General features: G+C 68.3%; 4 protein-coding genes. 1 reads left to right on the top strand and 3 read right to left on the bottom strand.

Annotated features, from left to right (window positions below; all coding sequences use genetic code 11):
- Positions 1–162: 162 nt before the first annotated feature.
- A complete protein-coding gene (locus ABDW35_RS32920) occupies positions 163–1,761 on the bottom strand; it encodes an ABC transporter substrate-binding protein (RefSeq protein ID WP_343718072.1) in 1,599 nt (532 codons plus the stop codon).
- A 182-nt stretch (positions 1,762–1,943) separates the two neighbouring features.
- Here ABDW35_RS32920 and ABDW35_RS32915 point away from each other — a divergent pair, with 182 nt between their 5' ends.
- Positions 1,944–3,101, top strand: a complete 1,158-nt coding sequence (locus ABDW35_RS32915) for a M14-type cytosolic carboxypeptidase (RefSeq protein ID WP_343718071.1) — start codon at positions 1,944–1,946, stop codon at positions 3,099–3,101.
- Between the two features lie 23 nt (positions 3,102–3,124).
- Here ABDW35_RS32915 and ABDW35_RS32910 read toward each other — a convergent pair whose 3' ends face one another.
- Entirely contained in the window at positions 3,125–3,505 is a 381-nt protein-coding gene (locus ABDW35_RS32910; protein WP_343718070.1) for a hypothetical protein, read from the bottom strand.
- A gap of 128 nt (positions 3,506–3,633) precedes the next feature.
- Positions 3,634–3,936, bottom strand: coding sequence for a flagellar biosynthesis anti-sigma factor FlgM (gene flgM / locus ABDW35_RS32905; RefSeq protein WP_201646882.1), 303 nt, complete (start codon positions 3,934–3,936; stop codon positions 3,634–3,636).
- Positions 3,937–4,317: the final 381 nt, after the last annotated feature.

Here is a 4,317-nt window from a genome sequence, read left to right as displayed (position 1 = left end):
GGAACTTCCCGTTGCGCCTCATTGCCGCTATTATGAGCCAGCAGCTCTCCACCAAAGTGGCTGATGTGATTTATGCCCGTTTCCTTGCCCTTTACGACAATAAAGGCGACTTCATCACCGCCGGGATGAAATAGGCGGGGGAGGGGCTCCCCCGCCACGGCGCTACTTCTTGACGATGCCGGCCCAGAAATCGGTGTCGATGCTGGGGCCCAGCACCAGCCCGTCGACATCGGCGCGGTGCGCCACCACCTCGGTCGTCTGGTACAGGAAGGCGTAGGACGAGCTGTGCAGGATGTCGCGCTGCAGCGCCTGGTACAGCGCGGCGCGCTTGGCGGTGTCGGTCTCGCGCACCGCCGCCTCGACCCGGGCACTCAGCTCCGGGATGTCCCAGTTGTTGCGCCAGGCGACGGTCTTGGTGCGGGTGTCCGGGCCGTTGTCCGGGTTCTCGGCGAAGGCCTGGGCGTTGGTGTGCGGGTCCTGGTAGTCCGGGCCCCAGAAGTACAGGAAGATGTCCTGCTGTCGGGCGCGGTAGCGGCTGTAGAGCTGCTTCAGGTCCTGCTGGTTCAGGGTCAGCTTGATCCCCGCCCGGGCCCAGCTGGCCTGGATCGCCTGGGCGATGTCGGGATAGGGCGGCTGGCTGGGCACGTCGATCGACACTTCGAACCCGTCGGCCAGCCCGGCCTGCTTCAGCAGGGCCTTGGCCTTGTCCAGGTCGAAGGCGAAGGGCGTGTCGTCGACGGCGCCGAGGAAGCCGTTGGGCAGGAAGGTCTGGTGCGTGGTGTAGCCCTGGCCCAGCAGCGCGGCGCGGATGCCCTCATAGTCGATCAGGTACCGCAGCGCCTCGCGCACCTCCGGGTGCTTCAGCGCCGGATGGGCCTGGTTGAAGCCGAGATACAGCAGGTTGCCCTTGGGCGCCGTCTGGATGCGGATGTCCGGGTTCTTCGCCAGCGCCTCGACCTGGTCCTTGCCCAGGCTGCGGGCGTAGTCGGCGTCGCCGCTCTCCAGCAGCAGCCGGGCGGTCGCCGCCTCCTGGACATGGCGGATGAAGACCCGCGGCGTCTTCGGCGCCTCGCCCCAGTAGTTCGGGTTGGCCTCCAGCAGCAGGCTCTCGCGCGGCTTCCAGCTCTTCAGCACATAGGGGCCGGACCCGGCGGAGTTCAGCCGCACCCAGCCATTGCCGAAATCGCCGTCCTTCTCGTGCTCCTGCGCCAGCTTCGAATCGACCACCGAGGCGACGGTGGCGGTCAGCAGGTAGTAGACGAAGCTGGGCGAATAGGCCTCGCCGGTCTCGATCACCAGCGTCGAGGGGTCGGTGGCGCGGATCCGGTCGCGGACAGTGTCGGCGGTGAAGCCGAGCTGGGTGATGATGAAGGCCGGCGTCTTGTTCAGGATCACCACGCGCCGCAGCGACCAGGCCGCATCCTCCGCCGTGATCGGGTTGCCGGAGGCGAATTTCAGGCCGGGACGGATCTTGAAGGTGAAGGTCCTGCCGTCGGCGCCGACCGACCAGCTCTCCGCCAGCACGCCCTTGATCTTCGACACGTCCTGCAGGTCGTAGGCCAGCAGCCGGTCATAGGTGTTGGCGTTCTCCTGCTCGGAGGTCAGCTCAAACTCCTCGGCCGGGTCGAGCGAGACGATGTCGTCGATCGGCTGGGTGATGACGACGGTGTTGGCGGGCGTCTTGGCCGCTGCCGTCCATGGGGCCGCCCAGGGGGCGGCGAGCGCGGCCGTCACGGCCAGGGCGAGGAGAGGGGTGCGCATCGGGCCTTCGGACTCCGTCGGGACAGCGGCCGCCAGGATGGCGTGGATTCCGAGAAAATCCACTGAATTTTTGTTCCTCTCATTATTATGCAGATCCGCCTTGCTAATTCTGGATCCGTTTTCGGCATTGCCACGCCCGGCTGGCGCGGCCAGGGTCGGGGCAGCCCCTTCCTGAGGACGCGATGCCCGAGCTGCACATCACCACCGATTTCGAGGGCGCCAGCGTCGAGGTGCTGGACTGCGCCGATCCCGGCGCCATCCGGCTGGCGCTCAGGCCCGACGGCCGGGCGCCGGACATGCAGTGGTTCCATTTCCGGCTGCACGGCGCCAAGGGCCGGGACTGCCGCATGGTGTTCGAGAACTCCGCCCGGCTGTCGCGGCTGGCCGGGCGCGATGAGATCCCGGATTGCTGGACCGGCTACCGCCCGGTCGCGTCGCATGACGGGGCGGAATGGCCGCGGGTCGGGGCGGAGGTGCGGGACGGGGTGTTCTCGATCATCGACCGGCCGGCGCATGACGCGGTCGACTACGCCTATTTCGCGCCCTATCCGCTGGCGCGGCATCGGGCCCTGGTCGACCGGGCCCGGCGCTCGCCCCAGGTGGCGCATGACGTGCTGGGCCGGACGCCGGACGGGCACGCGATCGACCGGCTGACCCTCGGCCGGCCCGGGCCGGGCAGGCCGAATCTCTGGATCATGGCGCGGCAGCACCCGTCCGAGACCATGGGCGGCTGGTTCCTGGAGGGGCTGGTGGACCGGCTGCTCGACCCGGCCGACCCGCTTGCCGCCGGGCTGCGCGAGGGAGCGGTGATCCACATCCTGCCGACCGTCAATCCGGATGGCTGCGCCCGTGGCCATACCCGCACCAACGCGCTGGGCATGAACCTGAATCGCGCCTGGGCCGACCCGGCGGCGACCGATGCACCCGAGGTGGCGGCGATCCGCGGCGCGATGGAGGCCGACGGCGTCGATTTCTGCCTCGATGTCCATGGCGACGAGGAGCTGCCCTACAATTTCCTCGGCGGGCCGCTGGAGATCCCGTCGCGCAGCCCGGCGCTGCGCCGGCGCTTCGTCGCCTTCATGCGCGGGCTGGAAGCGGCGAGCCCGGATTACGACGGCCGCCACCCCTATCCGGGCGGGCCGCCGGCCGAGGCGGATCTGCGCATGGCCTGGAACTGGATCGCCGAGCGCTTCGGCTGCCTGACGGTGCTGCTGGAAATGCCGTTCAAGGACCAGATCGGCGCCCCGGACCCGCGCTTCGGCTGGTCGCCGCAGCGCAGCGCCCGCCTCGGCCGGGCGATGCTGGCGCCGATCGCGGCGGCGCTACCGGGGCTGCGATAGGGCCGCCGCGCCGAGGCCGTCGCCTACAGCGGCAGCTCCTGGCCGGCCTGCTCGCGGACGATGTATTCGGCGTACCAGTCCGGCCAGTTCGCGTCATGCTGGCCGCCATTGCGCTTCTCGTGCTCGCCATGGGCGGCGGCCGCCCGCCGCAGCGCGGCCGCGAGCTCGCGGGACGAGGCGAAAACGGTGTCGCCGGCCTCGACCCGGCCGGGCAGGCGCTGCGTCACCTCCTGGATCTGCCAGGCATTGCCGTCCGGGTCCTTGAACGAGGCCCAGGAGGCGTAGCTGCGCCGGGTCGGCTCCGGCCCGCTGCGGCGCTGGCCGGTCTCGTCGAAATGATAGACCTCGCCGATCTCGACGCCGCGGGCGGCCAGCTCGGCCTGCGTCGCCACGATGTCGGGCACGATGTGAGCAGCGCGTTCAACGACCCGTATGCGGGCCATGACGACAGCACGTCTGTGACGTTGGGGCTTCGTCACCGGTTCTGAAGCGGGACGCGGCGGTGGCACATGTCGCCGCCTTCAACCGCGGATCAAGCGACTCGCGTTTGCAGCAGGTCGCGCGCGTTGCTGAGCATGCCGTCGGCGATCTTGCCCGAGTCGATGCTGTAGCTGCCGTCACGAAGCGCTGCCTTGATCGATTCGACTTTCGCGGTATCGATGTCGGCGCTATCCGACGCGTGCAGCATCGACAGGCTCACCGTCGAACTGCTCGCGTTGCCGGCGCTGACTTTTTCCACCGCGCCGGCTGTCGCCTGGGATTCGGCGTCGTTGGTGGCGCGGACCGTTGCGGGCCGGAGAATCGCGGACGTGCTATTGCTGGAATCGATCTTCATGGTGTGTGTTCCTCGACTGTTGAGTCCTTTAACGGTCTTCGGTTTGAAATCTTCACCATGAAGCAGGGGCTGCGATCGGTCCCCGCTCCCGCCGCAGCCTTCAGATCCTTGCTGGGCGGGCCTTTCAGCAAGATGCAACAATTTGAAACAAAGTGTGAGGAACCGCACACAGCGGCCCTCAACGCACAAAAAGCGACGTGATCGACCGTCAGGCTGCGAGCACCGCTTCTGCGAAAACGCCGGGTGCGATGCTCTCGACGGCTGCAACGATCTCGATCGATTCTTCGACGTCGTTCGCAGCATGGCGCACCTCGACGATCTGCGGCTGCGCCTCGCGTTTCGCGGCCGCAGCCTTCTTCGTCTTGCCAGCGCGCGACGGCG

This window comes from Inquilinus sp. (assembly GCF_039594555.1).
Taxonomy (GTDB): Bacteria; Pseudomonadota; Alphaproteobacteria; order DSM-16000; family Inquilinaceae; genus Inquilinus.
Note: the sequence above shows the minus strand (reverse complement) of the source record. Positions and strands in the feature narration are given on the sequence as shown.

Coding starts and splice junctions, on each gene's coding strand:
- ABDW35_RS32920 (WP_343718072.1), bottom strand. CDS start 1,761: ATGCGCACCCCTCTCCTCGCCCTGGCCGTGACGGCCGCGCTCGCCGCC.
- ABDW35_RS32915 (WP_343718071.1), top strand. CDS start 1,944: ATGCCCGAGCTGCACATCACCACCGATTTCGAGGGCGCCAGCGTCGAG.
- flgM (WP_201646882.1), bottom strand. CDS start 3,936: ATGAAGATCGATTCCAGCAATAGCACGTCCGCGATTCTCCGGCCCGCA.